Annotated in this window: 1 protein-coding gene; it reads left to right on the top strand. The window is 70.4% G+C overall.

The annotated features are described in order from the left end of the window. Nucleotides 1-9: 9 nt before the first annotated feature. On the top strand, nt 10-19,800 hold the full coding sequence (locus HUA78_RS15225; RefSeq protein WP_254623733.1) for a non-ribosomal peptide synthase/polyketide synthase: 19,791 nt from the start codon (nt 10-12) through the stop codon (nt 19,798-19,800). Nucleotides 19,801-19,849: the final 49 nt, after the last annotated feature.

Raw genomic sequence — 19,849 nt, forward strand, 5'->3', positions numbered from 1 at the left:
GGAGCCCGGATGTACCGGACGGGCGACCGCGTCCGCTGGGGCGCCGACGGACGGCTGGAGTACCTGGGCCGCGCCGACTTCCAGGTGAAGGTGCGTGGCTACCGCATCGAACTGGGAGAGATTGAATCCGCGCTGCGGACGCATGCCTCTGTCGGCGACGCGGTGGTGGTGGTGCGCGAGGACGGCCCCTCGGGCGCACGGCTCGTGGCCTATGTCGCGCCGCATGCCGGCGCTTCCCTTCCCGACATCGGCGTGCTGCGGACGCACCTGGGTGAGCGCCTCCCCTCGTACATGGTGCCCTCGGCCATCGTCGCGCTGGAGGCGCTGCCCTTGTCCTCCAACGGCAAGGTCGACCGCGCAGCGCTGCCTTCGCCGGACGCCGTGAGCACCGACTCCTACGTCGCGCCTCGCAACGAGATGGAGGAGGCCCTCGCCACGGTGTGGGCCCAGGTGTTGCGCGTCCCGCGTGTCGGCATCCACGACAACTTCTTCCAGTTGGGCGGCGACTCCATCATCAGCCTCCAGCTCGTCGCGCGCGCCCGTCGTGCCGGTCTGCACTTCGCGCCCCGGCAGCTCTTCCAGTCGCAGACCATCGCCACCCTGGCCCCCGAGGTCTCCCGGCTCCAGGCCACCACCGCTGAGCAAACGCCCGTCGTCGGCCCGGTGCTCCTCACGCCCATCCAGCGCGCGTTCCTCGAGGGCACGAATCCCGAGCCGCACCACTACAACCAGGCGCTGATGCTGCGGCTGCGCGAGCCGGTGGAGCCCTCCGTCCTCGAAGCCGCCCTGCGCAAGCTGGTGGAGCACCACGACGCCCTGCGCATCCGCTTCGTCCAGGTGGACGGCCGGTGGAGCCAGCACGGCACGGGCCTGGAGCACACCCCGTCGCTGCGCCGGGAGGACGTGTCCTCGCTATCCACGGGTGAGCGGACCGCGCGGGTGGAAGCCATCGCCACCGAGGCGCAGAGGTCCTTCGACCTGGGCTCGGCGCCGCTCTTGCGCGCCGTCCACTTCGACTTCGGCCCGGGGGAGTCCGCGCGACTGCTGCTCGTGGCCCACCACCTCGTCGTCGACGCAGTCTCCTGGCGAATCCTCGTCGAAGACCTGGAGACACTCTGCCGTCAGGCCCTGCGTGGCGAGGCGCCCTCGCTCCCGGCAAAGACGACGTCCTTCAAGACGTGGTCCGAGCGCCTGCACACGCATGCCCGGTCCGAGGCGCTCGACGCCGAGCGCGCCTACTGGCTGGACGAGGCCCGCGCGCGCGTCCTCCCGCTGCCCCGAGACAGGGCGGAGGGGCTGAACACCGTCGCCTCCTCGCACACCGTCTCCACGAGTCTCGACGCCGGAGACACGGGCCTGCTGCTGCGTGAGGTGCCCGCGGCATACCGCGCGCGGCTCCAGGACGTGCTGCTGGCCGCGCTGGGCCGTGCCCTGGCCGTGCGCACGGGCCAGTCGCGCTTCCTCGTCGAAGCCGAAGGCCACGGCCGCGAGGACCTCTTCACCGACGTGGACCTGTCACGCACCGTGGGCTGGTTCACCTCTCTCTACCCGGTCCTGCTCCAGGTGGGCGCCGGGGACAGCCCCGGTGACACCGTGCGCTCCACGAGGGACGCGCTGCGCACCCTGTCCGCCAATGGCCTGGGACACGGCCTGCTGCGCCATCTGCGCGAGGACGACACCCATGCGCGGCTGCGCGACCTGCCCGTCCCCGAGGTGTCCCTCAACTACCTGGGCCAGGTGGACTCCACCTCCAGCGACGCCTCGCTGTTCACGTTCGCTCCAGAGGCCCAGGGTCCATCCATCAGCCCGCGTGCGCCGCGCGCGCACCTGCTCGACGTGTCAGCCGTCGTCCAGGGGGGACAACTCCACCTCTCCCTCACGTACAGCCGCGACCTCCACGACGAGGCCACCGCGCTCGCGCTCGTGGAGTCCTTCAAGGACGCGCTGCGCCTGCTCGTCTCCGGCCGCGCCACGTCCGATGCCCTGCGCTACACCCCGGCCGACTTCCCGCTGGCTCGGCTGACACAGGCGACGCAGGACAGGGTGCTCCCACCGGGCTTGCCCGTGGAGGACGTCTACCCGCTGTCCGCGCTCCAGCAGGGCATGCTGTTCCAGTCGCTGATGGCGCCGGGCTCGGGCGTGTACGTCACGCAGTTCGGCTGGACGTTCGGCGCGCGCATCGACCTGGGGCACTTCCGCCGCGCATGGGAGACGGTGGTGGAGCGCCATGCGCCCCTGCGCACCGCGTTCGTCTGGGAAGGGCTGGATGAGCCGCTTCAGGTGGTGAGCCCGCGCGTCGCGCTGCCCTGGGAGGAGCTGGACTGGCGCGGCCTGACTCCGGACGAGCAGAAGGCCCGCTTCGATGCCCTCATGGCCTCGGACCGCGTCCGGGGCTTCGACCTGCGCCAGTCGCCCCTGATGCGCCTGACGGTGGTGAAGCTGGATGATGGATTGCACCGCGTCCTGTGGTCCTCGCATCACCTGCTGATGGACGGCTGGAGCCTCGGCCTCGTCTTCAAGGAGCTGTTCGCCTCCTACGACGCCGCCTCCAAGGGCCAGCGTCCCGCGCTGGGGGCCGCTCCCGCGTACCGGGACTTCATCTCCTGGCTGCGAGAGGACCCCACCGCGCACAGCGAGGCCCACTGGCGCGAAGCCCTCCAGGGCTTCACCGCACCGACGCCGCTCCCGGGCGCCCGGCTCCCCGACACCAAGGACGCACCGTACGCGCAGGGCGAGCGAGGGCTCCTCTTGAGCGCCGAGACGACCCAGGCGCTGCACGCGTACGCACGCCAGCACCAGCTCACGGCCAACACCGTGCTGCAGGGCGCCTGGGCGCTGGTGCTCGCCCGCTACTCCGGTGAGGGCGATGTCATCTTCGGCACCACCGTGTCCGGCCGCGCCGCCGACGTGCCGGGCATCGAGCACATGGTGGGCCTGTTCATCAATACGTTGCCCCTGCGCAGCCGGCTGGAGCCCGACATGCCGGTGGTGGCGTGGCTCGCTTCGCAACACGCCCAGATGCAGGCGCTGAACCAGCACGAGCACGCCTCACTGGCGCGCATCCAGGCATGGAGCGACGTGCCTCGCGGCCAGCCGCTGTTCCAGAGCCTGTACGTCTTCGAGAACTACCCCGTCGACGACGCCGTCTACTCCGGCGGCAGCGACTTCCAGGTCCGCGACCTCGCCAGCGCCGAACAGTCCGACGTGCCCTTCGTGGCCATCGTCCTGCCCGGCCCTCGGCTGGAGCTACGCCTCGTCTACGACACGCAGCGCTTCGAGACGCCGGCGCTGGAGCGGGTGCTGCGCCACTGGGCCGCGGCCCTGGAGTCCATGCTGGCCCAGCCCCAGGCCCTGCTGTCCTCGCTCTCCCTGGTGACACAGGAGGAGCGCGAGCGAGTGCTGGTGGAGTGGAACCGGACACAGCGCGACTACCCGCGCGACGCGGGAGTGCATCAGCTCTTCGCCGAGCAGGCGGCGCGCACACCGGACGCCATCGCCGTCGAGTCCACGACGGGCACGCTCACCTACCGGGAGCTCGACGAGCGCTCCAACCAGCTCGCGCACCATCTGCGCACCCTGGGAGTCACGCCGGGGACTCGCGTGGCCCTGTGCCTGGAGCGAAGCCTGGAGCTGCCCGTGGGCCTGCTGGGCATCCTCAAGGCGGGCGCGGCCTTCGTTCCGCTCGACCCCGCCTATCCGGCGGAACGGCTGTCCGCCATGCTCGCGAGCACGGGTGCGTCCGTCCTCGTGACACAGGAGCGGCTCGCCGACGAGCTGCCCGCCTACGTCCCGCTCCTCGTCTGCCTCGACTCCGACTGGGAGCAGGTGGCCCTTCAGCCCGTGTCGACGCTCGACACTCGCGCTGACGCGGACAGCCTCGCGTACGTCATGTTCACCTCGGGCTCCACGGGGCAGCCCAAGGGCGTCGCCATCCCCCACCGAGGCATCACCCGACTGGTGATGAGCGGCGAGTTCATCCACTTTGGCCCCCAGGAGGTCTTCCTCCAGCTCGCGCCCATCTCCTTCGACGCCTCCACGTTGGAAGTCTGGGGCGCGCTGCTCCATGGCGCCCGCCTGGTCCTCTTCCCGCCTCACACGCCCACGCTGGAAGAGCTGGGCGCGGTGCTGGTGCGCCACCGCGTCACCACCCTGTGGTTGACGGCGGCCCTCTTCGAGCAGATCGCCATCCACCAGCCCGAGGCCCTGGCCTCCGTGCGACAGGTGCTGGCGGGAGGCGATGTGCTGCCCGTGCGGCGCGTGCGCGAACACCTGTCGCGGATGGCTCCCGACGCCGTGCTCGTCAACGGCTACGGCCCCACGGAGAACACGACCTTCACCGCGTGCCACCGGATGGAAGCGGGCGACGTCATCGGCGCTTCCGTGCCCATTGGCCGCCCCATCTCCAACACCCGCGTCTACGTGCTGGATGAGCGGTTCGAGCCGGTGCTCCCTGGTGCGCCGGGCGAGCTGTTCACGGGAGGAGACGGACTGGCCTGGGGCTACCTGGGCCGGCCGGACCTCACGGCCGAGCGCTTCGTGCCCCATCCGTTCAACGCGGGAGAGCGCCTCTACCGCACGGGCGACAAGGTGCGCTGGAGCGACGACGGCACGCTGGAGTTCCTCGGCCGCACGGACTTCCAGGTCAAGGTGCGCGGCTTCCGAATCGAGCCGGGCGAGGTGGAGAGCGTCCTGCGGCTGCACGCCAGCGTGAGCGAGGCCGTCGTCGTGGTGCGCGAGGATGCGCCCGGCGACAAGCGACTGGTGGCCTATGTCGTGGCGCCCGACGCCGACATGGCGGGGCTGAAGGACTTCCTGCGCCAGAAGCTGCCCGAGTACATGGTGCCCTCGGCCCTGGTGTGCCTGGAGTCCCTGCCGCTGACTCCGAACGGCAAGGTGGACCGCAATGCCCTGCCGGCACCGGAGCTGGAGGGCTCGGGCGCTGACGCCTTCATGGTGCCTGTCGGTGCCACCGAAGTGGCGCTGGCCAGCATCTTCTCCGACGTGCTGGGCGTCCCGCGCGTGGGGAGGAATGACGACTTCTTCGAGCTGGGCGGACACTCGCTCCTCGCCACCCAGGTCGTCTCGCGCATCCGGGCGACGTTCGACCTGGAGCTGGCCCTGCGTGAGCTGTTCGAGTCCCCGACGCTCTCCGCGCTGGCCGGGCAGGTGGACGCCCTGCGCCTGGAACGGCGAGGCCTGGGCCTGCCCCCGCTCGTGCCCGTGCCGCGCACGGACGCGCTGCCGCTGTCCTTCGCTCAGCAGCGCCTGTGGTTCATCGACCAGTTGGAGCCGGCCAGCGCCCTGTACAACATGCCCTCCGCGCTCCGGCTGGTGGGCGACCTGGACGTGGCCGCGCTGGAGCACTCCATCTCCGACGTGGTGGAGCGCCACGAGGCGCTGCGCACCACCTTCGCCTCGCGCGAAGGGGAGCCCGTGCAGCACATCCATCCGGCCGCGCCCGTGACGCTGCCGGTGGTGGACCTGAGCACCCTGCCCTCGGCCGAGCGCGAGGCCGAGGTGCTCCGCCTCGCCCGCGAAGAGGCCCTGACCCCCTTCGACCTCGCCACGGGTCCGCTCTTCCGAGTCACACTGCTGCGAGTGGAAGCGCGGGAGCATGTGCTGCTCTCGACGATGCACCACATCGTCTCCGACGGCTGGTCCACGGGCGTGCTGGTGCGAGAGCTGGGCGCCCTCTATGCGGCGCACCTGTCAGGGACACAGGCGGAGCTGCCTCCGCTGCCCGTGCAGTACGCCGACTTCGCGGCCTGGCAGCGGGGCTGGCTGCGCGACGACGCGCTCCGCACGCGCCTGGGCTACTGGAAGCGACAGCTCGAAGGCGCTCCGGCGCTGCTGGAGCTGTCCACCGACAGACCCCGTCCGGCCGTCCAGACGCGCAACGCCGCTCAGCGCGCCGTCGTGCTGTCCACGGACCTCTCCGACGCCATCAAGACCCTGTCGCAGCAGCACGGCGCCACGCCCTTCATGACGTTGCTGGCCGCGTTCCAGGTGCTCCTCGCGCGCTACTCCGGCCAGGACGACATCGTCGTCGGCTCGCCCATCGCCGGGCGCAACCGGGGGGAGACCGAGGGCCTCATCGGCTTCTTCGTCAACACGCTGGCGCTGCGCGCGCGGCTGGAGCCACGCGCCTCCTTCGCCTCGCTGCTGAAGCAGGTGAAGCGCACCACGCTGGAGGCCTTCGACCACCAGGACGTGCCCTTCGAGAAGCTCGTCGAGGAGCTGCACCCCGAGCGCAGCCTCAGCTACTCGCCGCTGTTCCAGGTCATGTTCTCCGTGCTGAACACCCCCATGGGCGCGCTGGAGCTGCCCGGGTTGCGGCTGGAGGGACTGGGGGACCACGAGATGCCCCTCAAGTTCGACCTGAACCTCACCCTGACGGAGACGCCAGCGGGCTTCGTGGGCACGCTCGACTACAACGTCGACCTGTTCGACAACGCCACCATGGCGCGGATGGTGGAGCACCTGCTCACCCTGCTCCGCGCGGCCGTGGCGGACCCCGAGCAGTCACTCTCCGCCCTGCCGCTGATGGACGAGGCCGAGCTGCGACGCGTCCTCGGAGAGTGGAACGACACCCAGACCTATGTCCTGGACGCGGACCTGCGGCCGGTCCCCACGGGCGTGCCCGGCGAGCTGTATCTGGGCGACGAGGGTCTGGCGCGCGGCGCCCCGCACCAGCCCCACCTCATCGCCGAGCGGTTCATCCCAAACCCGTTCAGCACCGAGCCCGGTGCCCGCATCTACCGCACCGGCGACAGGGCGCGCTGGCTCGCGAACGGAACCCTCGAGCACCTCGGCCGCCTCGACTCCCAGGTGAAGCTGCGCGGCTTGCGCATCGAGCCAGGTGAAGTCGAAGCCGCGCTCCTGCGACAGCCGGGCGTCCAGGAGGCCGTCGTGCTGGTGCGCGACGACCTGCTGGTCGCCTACGTGGTGCCACGAGCAGAGAGCACGCTGGAGGCCACGGAGCTCCGGCGAGGACTGCTGACCGGACTGCCTGAGCACCTGGTACCCGCGGCCTTCGTGGTGCTGGATGCGCTGCCCCTCTCGCCGAACGGCAAGCTGGACCGCGAGGCGCTGCCCGCGCCAGACCTGCAGGCCGAAGTGGAGGCTGCGTGGATCGCCCCCCGCACGCCCACGGAGCAGACGCTGGCGGAGCTGATGGCCGCCATCCTCTGCGTCGAGCAGGTGGGAGCGCAGGACAGCTTCTTCACCCTGGGAGGCCACTCGCTGCTCGCCACCCAGCTCGCCTCTCGCATCCGGGCCGCGTTCCAGGTGGACCTCCCCCTGCGCGCCCTCTTCGAGGACCCCACCGTGGCGGGCCTCGCCGCGCGCATCGACGCCAGCCGGGGGGAGACGACTCCGGCGGTGCCGCCCCTGCTTCCCGTACCTCGTACGGAGGCGTTGCCGCTCTCCTTCTCCCAGCAGCGCCTGTGGTTCATCGACCAGCTCTCCCCGGGCACGCCGCTCTTCAACCTGCCCACGGCGCTGCGCGTGGAGGGTGCACTGGAGGTCGGAGCGCTGGAGCATGCCTTCAACGCCCTGGTGAACCGCCACGAGGTGCTGCGCACCACCTTCGCCATGCGTGACAGTGCGCCCGTGCAGCGCATCCGCCCCGCCTCGCACTTCAGCGTGCCCGTGGTGGACCTGAGCGCGCTGTCCGAAGAGGAGCGACAGGCGCGGACGCAAGCCCTCATCGCGGCGGACGCCCTCGCTTCGTTCGACCTCTCCACGGGGCCGCTCCTGCGCGCCTCGTTGCTGAAGCATGGCGCACAGGCCCATGTGCTCCTGGTGACGATGCACCACATCGTCTCCGACGCGTGGTCCACGGGCGTCCTCGTGCGCGAGCTGGCCACGCTGTACGTGGCTCGGACCACGGGCACTCCGGCCGCGCTGCCTCCGCTGCCCGTGCAGTACGCCGACTACGCGGCATGGCAGCGCACCTGGCTGCGCGGCGACATGCTCCAGCGTCAGCTCGACTTCTGGAAGGAACACCTCTCGGGCACCTCGGGTGTCCTCGAGCTGCCCACGGACAGGCCTCGTCCGGCCGTCCAGTCCCACAAGGGCACCCTGCTCCCTGTCGCGCTGACGGGCGAGCTGAGCGCCTCCGTGCGAGCGCTGGCCCAGCGCGAGGGCGCCACACCCTTCATGGTGCTGCTCGCGGCCTGGCAGCTCGTGCTCGCCCGCTACGCCGGCCAGGACGACGTCTCCGTGGGCTTCCCCATCGCCAACCGCCAGCAGGGGGAGACGGAGGGCCTCATCGGCTTCTTCGTCAACACGCTCGTCCTGCGCTCGCGCATCGACGCGCGCGGCTCCTTCCTCCAGCTCCTCGCCCACGTGCGGAGCGCCACGCTGGCCGCATACCAGCACCAGGACCTCCCCTTCGAGAAGCTCGTCGAGGAGCTCCAGCCCCAGCGCGACCTCGCTCGCAGCCCGCTCTTCCAGGCCACCCTCACCCTCCAGAACACCCCGGTCGAGGCCATCCAGCTCCCGGGGCTCTCCTTCGCTCCGCTCACCGCGAACATCACCACGTCGCAGTACGAGGTCAGCCTCCTGCTGGAGGAGGGGACGCAGGGCTTCTCCGGCGCCCTCAACTACAACACCGACCTCTTCGATGCGGACACGGTGAAGCGGCTGATGCGCCACTACGCCGTGCTGCTGGAGACGGTCACCGCCGCGCCGGAGCGCCCGCTCGGCCTCGTGTCGCTGCTGTCCTCCGAGGAGCGGCATCAGGTCCTGACGCGGTGGAACGCCGCTGCCGCGGAGTACCCGCGTGACGCAGCCATCCATCAACTCTTCGCCCGACAGGCCGCGCTCACTCCGGACGCCGTCGCCGTCGAGTCCGAGGACGCGAGCCTCACGTACGCGCAGCTCGACGCGCGCGCGAACCGGCTCGCCCATCATCTCCGCGGACTGGGCGTTCAGCCCGGCAGCCGCGTCGCCGTGCACCTGAAGCGCTCCGTGGACCTGGTGGTCGCGCTGCTCGGCACCCTCAAGGCGGGAGCCGCGTACGTCCCACTGGATGCCACCTGGCCGACCGAGCGCATGGCGTGGGTCCTGCGCCAGTCTTCCTCCGCCATCCTGTTGACGGAGTCGTCGGTGGCAGACGAGCTGCCGGAGCTGGGCGTCGTGCTCGTCGTCATGGACGAAGAGGCCGCGCATATCGCCCGCCAGCCAGACTCGGCCCCAGAGGTGCCCGCGAGCGCGGACTCCCTGGCCTACGTCATGTTCACCTCGGGGAGCACCGGCGAGCCCAAGGGCGTCTGCGTGCCGCACCGGGGCGTCGTCCGACTCGTGCAGCCTCACGGTGCCATCCGCTTCGGGCCCAACGAGGTCTGGCTCCAGGCGGCCCCCGTCGCCTTCGATGCCTCCACGCTCGAACTCTGGGGCGCGCTGCTTCACGGCGCCCGGCTCGTCCTCGCGCCTCCTGGAGCGCTGTCCCTTGAGGAGCTGGGAGCGCTGCTCGCGCGTCACCGCATCTCCTCGCTCTGGCTCACCGCTGCCCTCTACGAGCAGATGGTGACGTATCAGCCTCAGGCGCTGACCGGCGTCTCCCAGGTGCTCGCGGGTGGAGACGTGCTGCCCGCGCGGCGCGTGCGCGAACACCTCGCGCTGCTGCCTCCGAGCGGCGTCCTCATCAACGGCTACGGCCCCACCGAGAACACCACATTCTCCGCCACACATGCCCTGCGCGCGGGTGATGCGGTGGGCGACTCGGTCCCCATCGGCGGGCCGGTGCCTCACTCCTCCGCCTTCGTGTTGGACGGCTCATTCCAGCCGACGCCTCCCGGAGTGACGGGCGAGCTGTACGTCGGAGGCGACGGCCTCGCCTGGGGCTACCTCGGGCGGCCGGACCTCACAGCGGAGCGCTTCGTGCCCCATCCCTTCGGGGCGCCGGGCACGCGGCTCTACCGCACGGGTGACAAGGCCCGGTGGCGGATGGATGGAACCTTGGAGTTCCAGGGCCGCGCCGACTTCCAGGTCAAGGTGCGTGGCTTCCGCATCGAGCCCGGAGAGGTGGAGAGCACCCTGCGCCAGCACCCGGGCGTCGGTGAGGCCATCGTCGTCGTGCGTGAGGACGTCCCGGGCGACAAGCGACTCGTCGCCTACGTGGTGCCCTCGGAGCATGGACTGGACCCGGGCGCTGTGCGCGGCTTCCTCGAGGAGCGGCTCCCCGCGTACATGGTGCCGTCGGCCATCGTCACGCTGACGGAGCTGCCGCTGACAGCGAACGGCAAGGTCGACCGCAAGGCCCTCCCTCCGCCCGGAGTCAGCACTCAGCCTCAAGAGGCGCCCGAGATGCCACGCACCGCCACGGAGGAGGTGCTCGCGGGCATCTACGCCGAGGTGCTCGGTGTCTCGCGAGTGGGCCCGGAGGACGACTTCTTCGAGCTGGGAGGCCACTCCCTTCTCGCCACGCAGGTCGTCTCCCGCATCCGCTCCGCCTTCAACGTCGAACTCCCGCTGCGGGAACTCTTCGAAGCCCCCACCGTCGCCGGACTGGCCCGGTACCTGGATGCCTCGCGACAGGAGCAGCAGGGGCTGGAGGTTCCGGCGCTGACGCCCGTGCCGCGCACAGGCGCCCTGCCGCTGTCCTTCGCGCAGCAGCGACTGTGGTTCATCGACCAGCTCGATCCCGGCAGCGCCCTCTACAACATCCTCACGGCGCTCCGCCTCGAGGGGACACTCGACATCGCCGCCTTGGAGCGAGCGGTCTCCGACGTCGTCTCACGCCACGAGGCGCTCCGCACCACGTTCACCTCCATCGACGGGCAACCGTCCCAGGTCATCCACCCCGCGGCGCCCGTCTCCATCGCGCTCATCGACCTGCGGCACCTGGAGGATGACCACCGTCAGGCCGAGGCCCGACGACTGACGGTGGAGGAAGGAGAGCGTCCCTTCGACCTCACCTCCGGACCGTTGTTCCGCCTCTGCCTCGTCAAGCTGGCGGAGCGCGAGCACCTGCTCCTCGCCAACATCCACCACATCGTCTCCGACGGTTGGTCTTCCGGCGTGCTGGTGCGCGAGCTGGGCACGCTCTACGCGGCGCACCTCTCCGGCGAGCCGGCCGTGCTTCCTCCGCTGTCCGTGCAATACGCCGACTTCGCCGCGTGGCAGCGCGGCTGGCTGCGTGACGACGCGCTGCGGACGCGGCTGGCCTACTGGAAACAGCAACTCCAAGGAGCCCCCGCGCTGTTGGAGCTGCCCACCGACAGGCCCCGCGCCGCCCACGCGTCGCGCGAGGCCGTCATCCTCCCCATCGCGCTGGGAGCCGAGCTGTCCAACGCCATCAAGGCGCTCTCACAGCGCCAGGGCGCCACGCCCTTCATGACGCTGCTTGCCGTCTTCCAGCTCCTGCTCTCCCGCTACTCGGGCCAGGACGACATCTCCGTCGGCTCCCCCATCGCCGGCCGCAACCGCGAGGAGACCGAGGGCCTCATCGGCTTCTTCGTCAACACGCTGGTGCTCCGTGCGCGCATCGACCCACGAGCCTCGTTCCACGCGCTGTTGGAGCGCGTCCGAGCCACCACCCTGGGAGCCTTCGAGCACCAGGACGTGCCCTTCGAGAAGCTCGTCGAAGAGCTGCAGCCCGAGCGGGTCCTCGATGTCCCCCCGCTCTTCCAGGTCATGTTCTCCCTGCTGAACACGCCCATGGGAGGCCTGGAGCTGCCCGGCCTGCGAGTGCATTCCGTCGACCAGGGTGACGCGCTCGCCAAGTTCGACCTCAACCTCACCTTCGTCGAAGCACCTTCTGGATACGAAGGCGCCCTCCAGGTCGCCGCCGCGCTGTTCGATGCCTCGACGGCCGCGCGCATGGTGGCGCACTTCCTCACGCTGCTCCGCGCCGCTGTGAAGCAGCCGGATGCCCCGGTCGCGTCCCTTCCGCTCATGGACGAGGCCGAGCAGCACCGCGTCCTGGTGGAGTGGAACGACACGCATGCGGACTTCCCCGCGCACACCACCGTCCACGCCCTCTTCGAGGAAACCGTCGCTCGCACTCCCGACGCGCTCGCCGTGTCCATGGGCGACGCTCAGCTCACCTTCCGTGAGCTGGACGCACGCGCCAATCAGCTCGCCCACGCGCTGCGCGACCTGGGTGTCGGGCAAGGCTCACGAGTGGGCCTGTACTTCCGCCGCGCACCCGACATGGTCGTGGCCCTCTGGGCAACCCTCAAGGCCGGTGCCGCCTACCTGCCTCTCGACCCGGCCCTGCCCGACTCTCGCATCGCCTTCCTCCTGCAAGACACCGACGTCGCCGTTGTCCTCACCCAGGCCGCGCTCGCGGACGCACTGCTCACGAACACAGTCTCCGTCCTCCGAGTCGACAAGGACTGGGACGTCACGGCGGGCAAGCAGCCCACGACTGCTCCGGCCCCCCTGGCCACCGCCGACGACCTCGCCTACCTCATCTACACCTCTGGCAGCACCGGCCTCCCCAAGGGCGTCATGGTGGAACACCGGGGCGTCGTGAACTACCTCACCTGGGCCCTGCACGCGTACCGCATCGCCGAGGGCTCGGGCTCACCGGTCCACTCGCCGCTCTCCTTCGACCTGACCGTCACCAGCCTCATCGCTCCGCTCATCGCAGGGAGACCCGTGGTGCTCGTGCCCGAGGAGGCAGGCGTGGAGGGGCTGGGTGAAGCCCTGCGCGAGGGCAGCGACTTCAGCCTCGTGAAGCTGACGCCGACGCACCTGCAACTGCTCTCCTACCAGCTCACGCAGGGTGAGGCGGCCGGTCGCACCCGAGCCTTTGTCATCGGCGGCGAGGCCCTGACCGCCGAAGGCGTGGCCTTCTGGCGCAAGCACGCTCCGGACACCCTGCTCATCAACGAGTACGGCCCCACCGAGACGGTGGTCGGTTGCAGCGTCCACACCGTGGCCCCTGGAGACGCGACGAGCGGTGCCATCTCCATCGGCCGTCCCATCGCCAATACCCGCCTGTACGTCCTGGATGCCCACCTGCGCCCGGTGCCGGTAGGCGTCGTGGGTGAGCTGTTCATCGGCGGCTCGGGCGTGGCGCGCGGCTACTGGCGGCGTCCCGCGCTGACCGCGGAGCGCTTCATCCCCGATGCCTTCAGCGCGCTGCCTGGAGCCCGGATGTACCGGACGGGCGACCGCGTCCGCTGGGGCGCCGACGGACGGCTGGAGTACCTGGGCCGCGCCGACTTCCAGGTGAAGGTGCGTGGCTACCGCATCGAACTGGGAGAGATTGAATCCGCGCTGCGGACGCATGCCTCCGTCGGCGACGCGGTGGTGGTGGTGCGCGAGGAGGGCCCTTTGGGCGCACGGCTCGTGGCCTACGTCGCGCCGCATTCAGGCGCCCCCCTCCCCGACGCCAACGCCCTGCGGGGACATCTGGGTGAACGCCTCCCGGCGTACATGGTGCCCTCGGCCATCGTCTCGCAGGAGGCACTGCCCCTGTCCTCCAACGGCAAGGTCGACCGCGCCGCGCTGCCTTCGCCGGACGCCGTGAGCACCGACTCCCACGTCGCACCTCTCAACGCCACCGAGCGCACGCTGGCAACCCTCATGGCGGAGTTGCTGCGCATCGAGCACGTCGGCGCCGAGGACTCCTTCTTCGCGCTCGGCGGACACTCCATCCTCGCCACCCAGCTCGCCTCGCGCATCCGCACGGTCTTCCAGGTCGAGCTGCCCCTCCGAGCCCTCTTCGAGGCGCCCACCGTCTCGTCCCTCGCTGCACGCATCGACGCGAACGCTCGCGGGGGCACCTCTGCGTTGCCTCCCCTGATTCCCGTATCCCGCACCCAGGCACTGCCGCTGTCCTTCGCGCAGCAGCGCCTGTGGTTCATCGACCAGCTCGAGCCCGGCAGCGCGCTCTACAACATGCCCGCGGCGCTGCGGCTGGAAGGGGCGCTGGACGCGGACGCGCTCGAGGCCAGCTTCGACGCCCTGGTGCGACGCCATGAAGCCCTCCGCACCACCTTCCCGTCTCATGACGGCGAGCCCGTGCAGGTCATCCACCCGGCCGCGGCCTTCTCACTTCCGCTCGTGGACCTGAGCCGCGAGCACGGGGACGAGCGCGCTGCTCGGGCTCAGCGGCTCATCAACGAGGAGGCGCTCAAGCCCTTCCACCTGGCCACCGGCCCGCTGCTGCGCGCTTCGCTGCTCCGGATGGACGCGAAGGAGCACGTGCTGCTGGTGACGATGCATCACATCGTCTCCGACGGCTGGTCCATGGACGTGCTGGTGCGCGAGCTGGTCACGCTCTACGCGGCCATCACCACGAACACGTCGCCAGACCTCGCGCCATTGCCTGTGCAGTACGCCGACTTCTCCGCATGGCAGCGCGCGTGGCTGCGCGGTGAGGTGCTCCAGCGACAGCTCGACTACTGGAAGCACCAGCTCGCGGATGCGCCCGCCGTGCTGGAGCTGCCCACCGACAGGCCCCGCCCGGCGGTCCAGTCCTCCCAGGGTGGAGCGGTGCCATTCCACCTGCCCGAGGAGCTGACCCAGTCCCTGGAGTCCTTCACCCAAGCCGAAGGGGCGACGCTCTTCATGGGCGTGCTGGCCGCCTTCCAGCTCCTGCTCTCGCGTTACTCCGGGCAGGACGACATCTCCGTGGGCTCGCCCATCGCGGGACGCAACCGAGCGGAGACCGAGGGCCTCATCGGCTTCTTCGTCAACACCCTCGTCCTGCGCTCTCGCATCGCCCCACGCTCCACCTTCCGCGAGCTGCTCTCCCAGGTCCGTGCATCCACGCTCGCCGCCTACGAGCACCAGGACGTCCCCTTCGAGAAGCTCGTCGAGGAACTCCATCCCCGGCGCAGCCTGAGCCACTCGCCGCTCTTCCAGGTGATGCTCGCGCTCCAGAGCACGCCTCGACAGGCGCCGTCGCTCCGCTCCGAACAGAGCGGGCTGGAAGCACTGAAGCTCACGCCGATGGGCGTGGAGGGGCTGGAGGCGAAGTTCGACCTCTCGCTCTCGCTCGCCCGGACATCCCAGGGACTCGGAGGAGCGCTCGACTTCCGCGTGGAGCTGTTCGACGAGCGGACCGTCGCGCGCATGGCAGGGCACCTCATCACCCTGCTGAAGGCCGTGGTCACCACGCCCGATGCGGACCTGGGTTCGCTGTCCCTCCTCTCCGACGCGGAGCGGGAGCAGCTCCTCGTGACGTGGAACGACACGCACCGCGAACTGCCGTGGGGAGGGGCGCTGCACGAGCGAATCGAAGCTCAAGTCGTTCGCACACCCGATGCGCTGGCGGTCCTCGACGACACGACGTCGCTCACCTTCGACCAGCTCGACCGTCGGGCCAACAGGCTCGCCCACTGGCTGCGGGCTCACGGCGTCAGGCCCGAGTCCCGCGTCGCCATCTGCATGGAGCGCGGCGTCGACATGATTGTCGCCGTCCTCGGCGTCCTCAAGGCGGGCGGCGCGTACGTCCCCCTGGACCCCTCCCATCCTCGCGAGCGGCTCGCCTTCGTGCGCCGCGACTCCGGCGTCACGCTCATCCTCACGCAGCAACTCCTGGCCGAGCGGCTGGAGACGCCGTCCGTCAAGGTCCTCCGCATGGATGACCCGGACGTGGCCCAGATGCTCGCCAGTGAAGCGGACACCGCGCTACCCCGTGTCTCCGCGCCCCAGCACCTCGCCTACGTCATCTACACGTCGGGCAGCACCGGGCATCCGAAGGGCGTCATGATTCAGCACGCCTCCGTGATGAATCTGCATGCGGCCCTCGCGTCCACTGCGCTCGCCGGCCTGCGAGGCCCGCTGCGAGTCAGCCTCAACGCGCCGCTGGCCTTTGATGCGTCTGTCCAGCAGCTCATCCAGCTCTCCGATGGCCACACCCTGTGCGTGGTGCCCCAGGCCGTTCGCCAGGACGCGCCCCGACTGGTGAACTGGGTGGAGCAACACCACGTCGACGTGCTCGACTGCGCGCCGTCCCACCTGCGTTTGCTGCTCGATGAGGGGCTGGCCTCCAATCGAGCCCTGCGAGTCCTCGTCGGGGGTGAGGCGGTGGACGACGCCCTCTGGGAGCGGCTCGCCACCCATCCACGCATCACCGCCTTCAACGTCTACGGGCCCACCGAGTGCACGGTGGACTCCACGGCACGCGCGGTGCGCGGAGCGCCGCGTCCTTCGCTCGGCTCACCGCTGACGAATGTGCGGGCCTACGTCCTGGATTCCCACCTCCAGCCTGTCCCCGTGGGTGTCTCCGGAGAGCTGTTCCTGGCCGGAGATGGCCTCGCGCGTGGCTACCTCGCGCGCCCGTCGCTCACCGCGGAGCGCTTCGTCCCCAATCCGTTCAGCTCCGTCCCCGGCGCGCGCATGTACCGCACGGGAGACAAGGTGCGCTGGCTCCCTGATGGAGAGCTCGCGTTCCTCGGCCGCCTCGACTTCCAGGTGAAGCTGCGCGGCTTCCGCATCGAGCTGGGCGAAATCGAAGCCACCCTCGCCCGCCACCCCGACATCCGTGAAGCCCTGGTCCTCCTCCGCGAGGATGTCCCAGGAGACCAGCGCCTCGTCGCCTACTACACCGCTCACTCACGCCCGCCCGAGCCCGCGGCCCTCCGCGCCTACCTCACCAAGAGACTCCCGGCCTACGAGGTCCCCGGCGCGCTCATGGCCCTGGAATCCTTCCCGCTGACGCCCAACGGCAAGGTGGACCGCAAGGCCCTGCCTTCTCCCGAAGCGACCCCCGGCGCCGACGCCTTCGTCGCTCCGCTCACACCCACCGAGGTGCGCCTCGCCGCCCTCTGGGCCGACGTCCTCCGCCTCCCGGTTGTCGGCCGGCATGACCACTTCTTCGAGCGCGGCGGCCATTCGCTGTTGGCCACCCGGTTGATGTCGCGCATCCGCTCCGTCTTCGCCCTGGAGCTCCCCCTGCGCGCCCTCTTCGAGGCGCCCACCCTGGAGTTGCTCGCCCTCCGCGTCGAGCGCGCCACCGAGGCGTCCGCGCTCCCGCCGCTGCTCCCCGCACCGCGAGACGGCGCACCGTTGCCTCTCTCCTTCGCGCAGCAGCGCCTCTGGTTCCTCGAGCAGCTCCAGCCCGGCACTCCCACGTACAACATGCCCACGGCCCTCCGCCTCGAGGGCGCGCTCGACGTCCCGTCCCTCCAGCGCGCCTTCTCGGAGCTGCTCCGCCGCCACGAAGCCCTCCGCACGTCCTTCGCCGAGGACAACGGCGCTCCCTTCCAGCACATCTCCCCCCCGGCTCCCTTCGCGCTCCTCGTGGAGGACCTCTCCTCCGTCGAGGAGCGTGAGGCCCTCGCTCGCGAGCGGGCGCATCAGGACGCCGTCCGCCCGTTCGACTTGAGTCGCGGCCCCCTGCTTCGCGCCTCCCTGCTGCGCCTCGCACCCCAGCAGCACGTGCTGCTCCTCAACCTCCACCACGCCGTCACCGACGGCTGGTCCATGGGCCTGCTCGTCCGAGAAGTGGTCACCCTCTACGAAGCCTTCCGCCAGGGACTCCACTCCCTCCTTCCCGAGCTGCCGCTCCAGTACGCCGACTACGCCCTCTGGCAGCGCCAGTGGCTCAAGGACGACGTCCTCTCCCGGCAGGTGGCCTGGTGGAAGCACCAGCTCGCCGGAGCCCCCGCGCTCCTCGAACTGCCCACCGACTTCCCTCGCCCACCGCTCCAGTCCTTCCACGGTCGCACCGTCGACTTCCAGATTCCCGGGGCCCTCGCTCGCGCCGTGGAAGCCTTCTGCAAGCAGGAGGGCGCCACCCTCTTCATGGGCGTGCTGGCCACCTTCCAGCTCCTGCTCTCGCGCTACTCCGGGCAGGACGACATCTCCATCGGCTCCCCCATCGCCGGCCGCAGGGCTTCCGAGTTGGAGGGCCTCATCGGCTTCTTCGTCAACACCCTCGTCCTGCGCTCCCGCGTCGAGCCGCGCGCCTCCTTCCGTCAGCTCCTCTCCCAGGTGCGAGCCTCCACGCTCGCCGCCTATGAACATCAGGACGTCCCCTTCGAGAAGCTCGTCGAGGAGCTCAAGCCCCAGCGCAGCCTCAGCTACTCGCCACTCTTCCAGGTGATGTTCACCCTCCAGAACACCCCCACGGACACGCTGGAGGCCGGCGAAGGCACCACGATGCTGAGCGTCCAGTCCGTCGCGCCCGACGTGCGTTCCACCCACTTCGACCTGACGCTGTCGCTCGCCGAAACGCCGGAGGGCTTCTCCGGCGCACTGACCTATCGGACCGACCTGTTCGAGGAGTCCACCATCACTCGCATGGCGGGACATTTCGCCACGCTGCTGGAAGCCGCCATCCACGCTCCCGAGACACATGTGGGCGAGCTTCCGCTGATGCCCGTCGCCGAGCGCGAGCAGATGCTGACTCGCTGGAACGACACCCATCGCGAGCGGCCCTGGGAGGGCGCCATCCACGGAGAGGCCATTGACGAGTCCTACTGGGAGAAGCTCTCCGCCCCCCGGCCCGTCGGCACCCCGCTGGCCAACGTGCAGGCCCACGTCCTCGATGCACGCATGCAGCCCGTTCCCCTGGGGGTTCCCGGCGAGCTCTTCCTCGCGGGCGCGGGCGTCAGCCGGGGCTCTCTCAGCGGGCCTGGCCTCACCGCCGAGCGGTTCCTCCCAGACCCGTTCTCGTCCACGCCGGGCGCCCGCCTCTACCGCACGGGCGACAAGGTGCGCAGACGGGACAACGGCGAGCTGGTGTACCTCGGCCGCTTCGACGACACGGTGGACCCGAAGGCCCAGCCCGCTCCGGACATGTCCTCCACGAGCAGCGAGTACGTCGCTCCGCGCAACCCTGGCGAGGAGACCATCGCGGCCCTCTGGCGCGAGCTCCTCGGCAGGCAGAAGGTGAGTGCCACCGACGACTTCTTCGCCCTCGGCGGCCACTCCCTGCTGGCCGTCCGCCTCATGTCGCTGCTTCGCGAGCGGCTGGGTGTCTCGCTGCCGGTGTCAGCCCTCTTCCAGGCCTCCACCGTGGAGCGACTGGCACGACGGGTGGAGCAGCGCGAGCAGGCTCCACGGCCCACTCCCAACCTCGTGCGCCTGGACACCGGCACGTCGACCGAGCGGCCCCTCTTCCTCGTCCACGGCGGCGGAGGCGCGGCGCTGGGCTACACCGAGCTCGTTCGTGAGCTCGGTACCCAGCGGCCCATCTACGGCCTGTCCGCGTCCGGCATGGAGGGCGGCGAGCTTCCCGAGTCCTCCGTGAAGACGCTGGCGCGCGACTACCTCGCACAGCTCCGCACGGTGCAGCCTCGGGGGCCGTACCTCCTCGGCGGCTGGTCCTTCGGTGGCGTCGTGGCACACGAGATGGCGCGGTTGCTCGAGGCCACGGGAGAGAAGGTGGACCTGCTGGTGCTGCTCGACAGCCGCGCGCCTACGCGGCAGCCGATGCCCAAGCCCGACACGCTCACGCTGCTCGCCGGCTTCGGTCAGATGCTCGGCGTGTCCTGGGAAGACGCCTCACTGGAGGTGGGGCGGCTGGAGCGCCTGGGAGCGCGAGAGGTGCTGGCCCAGGTGCTGCCACGGCTGCGACTCGCCGCTCCGGCCTTGCACACGCTGGAACTCGACACGGCTGAGCGGCTCTTCAACGTCTACCAGCGACTCACCGAGGCCCAGCGTCGCCATGTGCCAGACGGTGTCTACACGGGTCGGACCGTGCTCTTCCGCGCCACCCGGTCTCCCGACGAGGCCCCGTTGCGCGAGGACCGCGGCTGGCGCGAGTGGCTCACCGGGGCGCTCTCGGTGCACGACGTCGCGGGCGACCACTTCACGATGTTGAGCGCACCGCGAGTCTCCGAGTTGGTGGAGCAGCTCGCACGAGACCTGGAGGACGCAGCCTCGTGATGTGATTCACACCAGGCCCGGGCCTCGAGCCCGGGCCCATTCCCCTCAA

Source organism: Myxococcus sp. CA033, from assembly GCF_013336625.1.
Classification (GTDB): domain Bacteria; phylum Myxococcota; class Myxococcia; order Myxococcales; family Myxococcaceae; genus Myxococcus; species Myxococcus llanfairpwllgwyngyllgogerychwyrndrobwllllantysiliogogogochensis.